At 40.2% G+C, this 3,641-nt stretch carries 5 protein-coding genes; all 5 read right to left on the reverse strand.

Going from position 1 to position 3,641, the window contains the following annotated elements; translation table 11 throughout:
- A partial coding sequence (locus FM107_RS05185; RefSeq protein ID WP_256959356.1) for a toprim domain-containing protein occupies positions 1–478 on the reverse strand: 478 nt, incomplete at its 3' end.
- 6 nt (positions 479–484) lie between these two features.
- Entirely contained in the window at positions 485–1,939 is a 1,455-nt protein-coding gene (locus tag FM107_RS05190; protein ID WP_086947459.1) for a DUF3945 domain-containing protein, read from the reverse strand.
- A 97-nt stretch (positions 1,940–2,036) separates the two neighbouring features.
- The gene (locus FM107_RS05195; RefSeq protein ID WP_086947460.1) at positions 2,037–2,330 is read right to left on the reverse strand and encodes a helix-turn-helix domain-containing protein; all 294 of its coding nucleotides are present in this window, start codon (positions 2,328–2,330) and stop codon (positions 2,037–2,039) included.
- 10 nt (positions 2,331–2,340) lie between these two features.
- Positions 2,341–2,697 carry a helix-turn-helix domain-containing protein gene (locus tag FM107_RS05200; protein ID WP_086947461.1) on the reverse strand — a complete coding sequence of 119 codons (357 nt, stop codon included), beginning with the start codon at positions 2,695–2,697 and terminating at the stop codon, positions 2,341–2,343.
- Positions 2,698–2,972: 275 nt separating this feature from the next.
- The coding region (locus tag FM107_RS05205) for an RteC domain-containing protein (RefSeq protein WP_086947462.1) at positions 2,973–3,641 on the reverse strand (669 nt) is incomplete at its 5' end.

Consider the following 3,641-nt stretch of genomic DNA (forward strand, 5'->3'; position numbering starts at 1 on the left):
CGTCAAATGCTGTCCCGTCTTTAAGATTATCAAAACCTTGTTTAATGGCTTTTTCGGTTAGTGAGCTTATCCAAAGGCGTTTAAAGGGCTTGTTGCACTTGAGGTATTCATAGATATAGCGAAATATCAATTCGCCCTCACGACCCGCATCGGTGGCTACAATGATGCTATCACTTTTATTAAACAGTTCTTTGATGACTTTCAGCTGTTTTAATGCACCTGTATCGGCGATATAGCCTTTATCCTTTTTTACTTTCCGAACGGTCAGTAAAAAAGGATTGGGAAGTATCGGCAAAGCGGCTTTGTCAAACCCCGAAATGCCGTAATCTTCGGGCATTCCCAATCCGATTAAATGACCGAATGCCCAGGTAACAAAATAGCCGTTACCTGTCAGGTAGCCGTCCTTTTTATCGGAAGCTCCCACAAGTCCGGCTATTTCCCTTGCTACGCTTGGCTTTTCTGCAATGATTGTTTTCATACTTGATTACCTTTTTACGCCTTTAGATTTTGCAGGAGCTTTGGGCTTTTCTTGTTGTTCCTGCTCGTGTTTGTTTTTTGGTCTTTGTTGCCCGGACTTCAAAGGCTCTTTGATGTTTTTGGTCGCTTCATTGGTCTTGCCCTCCGAATTGACGGCAGTTTGTGTTTTATGAGCTTCGGTGGGTTTAACCCTTTCCTTATATTTATTGGGGAATTCAAAATTGGTTTTACCAGTGTCCTTGTTGAAAGTGATGTACCCCTGATATGGTTGCCCTTTTTTATCCCTCAATCCGTCAATATAGACGGTTTGTCCGGCTTTAAAATCCTTATGTTGCTCATCGGTCAGTTCCTTACCTCTGAATGTTTTTGGAGCTTCCTGCGGCCGACTTTGATGGTTATTTTGCCCCCTGCTTTGTGATTGCTGATTGGAATTACTTCTGTCAAACATAAACTCAACATAACGCTTGTCTGCATTGAACTGTACGGTTGCCGAAAATTCAGTTCCTTTCTTAGAAATCATTCCATCTAAATAAAGTGGTTTGCCCTCCATTAAGGTTTGTTTTTGTGCATCGTCCAATTTTACGCCCTTAATTTCATCGGGAATTTTTATGAACTCTGTTCGTAATGCAATTACATCATTTGTTAGTCTGTCTATACTGATAATGGACGGCATCAGTTCGCCTGTTTTGGTATTGGTCAGGTTAACTACACGTCCCATATTACCCGTTTCGAGCAGGTTTTTCTTGTCCTCATCCGTAAACTTATGTCCGAAAAACTCAAAATGCAGATTAGGCTCTTTTTTGATGCCATGTATTCCCACAACAACTTTTCCGTCTTCGGCTTGCTGTAAAGACAGGCGGGCATCGGTGCGGAGAATAGTACCACCGAGGTTAACGCCAATGGGTAAAAGTTCATTCGTTTTAAAACCTTTCAATAAAGGTTCAAGCAGGTTTCTCTTTTCAAGATATTCCTTGCTTAATCCGAGATTGGTCATAGTTTCCCAATCAATCTGCTCCGGCTTGTAGCGGTATTCGCTGGCTTCCGGTGTGGTTTGTACTGTTGCCATATTATTCTGATTTTCTTGTTTATCTTGTTGCGGTTCTGTTTTCACTTCGTGTTCTTTCATCACCTTTTCGCCTTCGGGAGTTGGCTTATCTACCTGCTTTTGTATTTCCTCCGCTTTTTCAACTGCAAGCGGTGCAGGCACTTTAAAGAATGAGAAATTGGTAGGGTTCTTTAGTTGGCTGAAAAAATTGGAGAAGAAGTTGGAAAAGAAATCGCCGCTCTTGTCCACACGCATAAACTGGTTCTGGTTTTTCTTCGTGGGTTCAACGGTTTCCATTTTCCCGTTTTCGTCAATACTCTTTACGGCTTGGATTTTCATTTTCTCTTTATCCAATACCAGCAATATGTCCGATAATTGTTCGGGCATTTCCTGCTTATTTGTTGTTTCTTCACTCATAATCTGAAAATTTAAAGTTTACCGCCGAATGTAAATGAAGCGTTGGCTGCATTGCCCGACGTGGCACTCAAAGGCAGTGTTTGTCTTTCATTGGCGTTCATTGAGTTGAGGGTGGGTTAAAGCTATCCCTGATGAACTGATGTACATCGGACAGCTTGTAATACAGTTTTCCACTGATGGTGTAATAAGGCAACTTCCCGATGGAGCGGTAGCGTTGCAACGAACGGTTGCTTATTTTCAGCATCTGGAGCAGATCCTGGTTGTCGAGCAATTCCTCACCGTCAATACTGTTACGTTTCTTTTGTAAATCATTTATATGGTCGCCAAGTATATCAAGCCGGTCCATAATGCGTTTCATCCACGCTATAAATTCTATTCTGTTGATATTCATGATGATGAAATTATGAGTTAACGCCTGTCTTTAGCTTCCTGCCTTTTTCGATATAGCTTTTGCCTTTTGCCATAAGCTCCTGCACATAATCATCACTGCTCTGTATGGCATTGGCATTGAGCATATCCTTAATTGCTCCGATGGTGTAGAAGTATTGCCCGTATATTTTTGAATAAGCAATCTCACCCTTGGTACGCATACGCCAGAGGGTTTTCTCGCTGATGTGCAGGTATTGGCATACTTCGTGGTTATTTAGCCACAGGTCATCATAGCCGGTATCTTCCATTCTTTTCAAATAGTCGGCAATGGCGTTGATACGGCTGTTTAGCTGTTTCCACGCTTCTTCTTCAATGGTTATTATTTTCATTGCATAGCTTTTTAAAAGTTCACTATGCAAAATTGATAAAGGTGGTAGAGTTTGTCCGCCAAGCCTTGCCAATTGGTTTTACGGTTTTTTGAAGTTTTTTACAATCCATGTAACCAATTATGAATTAATGGATTGTAGAAAACTAATTAAAAAAAAGCAGGCAAACAGGCAGGCTCTGCCAATTGGCAGATATGGGCAAAGTGAGAAAAAAGGAGCAAAAAAAAAGCAGTACACAAAAAATGTACTGCCCTTGTTGTGTGGATATTTATCGAAAACTAAAGGTCTTTGTCCATATATTCTTCCAATGCGATTTTAAGCTGGTCTAAAAATGCCGTTCGGGAACCTGCCCTTGTTTTCATTCGGTGGAAAGAGTGGTGGATATCGTTTAATGGTGTTCGGAATAGTACCTGAAAAATCAAAGCTAATTTTCGGAGTCCTATTTTTCCGAATGCAATGGAATTGGAAGCATATAGAGCGTATATCAATTCGATAAGTGCATTTTGTGAATTTGTCCACGAAATATCCTTGTTTGCATCTCCGTTTAGTAAAATCATATCAGGATTTTCTTCGGGATTGATTTTGGTAATCATATAAGTATAAAGTAATTCATTCGCTATAATATGGGCTATCTTGTTATCATAATATGTTGAAAAACTAAGGTCAATTTCAAATACGCCACTCTTTAACCCATCGTGGTAATTGATTTGTCCAAGCCTGAAATAAGTATGGTCACGGTCAGTCCTGCCCGCACGGTAGTATCTATAAAAGTCCTCGTTGCAGATACTTTCTTTATATTCTGATTTGAGGGTTTTCAATAGGTTCTCATAATAGCTTTGGTGTATTTCTCCATTACTTACAGGGCAGGTTGTTTCAATACGGAATACTTTATTATAACCCGTTGGGTGAAATGAATTAGGGGGAAAAATATTATAAATAAGCATTAA

It is taken from the genome of Sphingobacterium sp. JB170, assembly GCF_900163865.1.
GTDB lineage: Bacteria > Bacteroidota > Bacteroidia > Sphingobacteriales > Sphingobacteriaceae > Sphingobacterium.

Excerpts from the sequence above, each read along its gene's own strand:
- FM107_RS05190 (WP_086947459.1), bottom strand. The coding sequence starts at position 1,939 with ATGAGTGAAGAAACAACAAATAAGCAGGAAATGCCCGAACAATTATCG.
- FM107_RS05195 (WP_086947460.1), bottom strand. The coding sequence starts at position 2,330 with ATGAATATCAACAGAATAGAATTTATAGCGTGGATGAAACGCATTATG.
- FM107_RS05200 (WP_086947461.1), bottom strand. The coding sequence starts at position 2,697 with ATGAAAATAATAACCATTGAAGAAGAAGCGTGGAAACAGCTAAACAGC.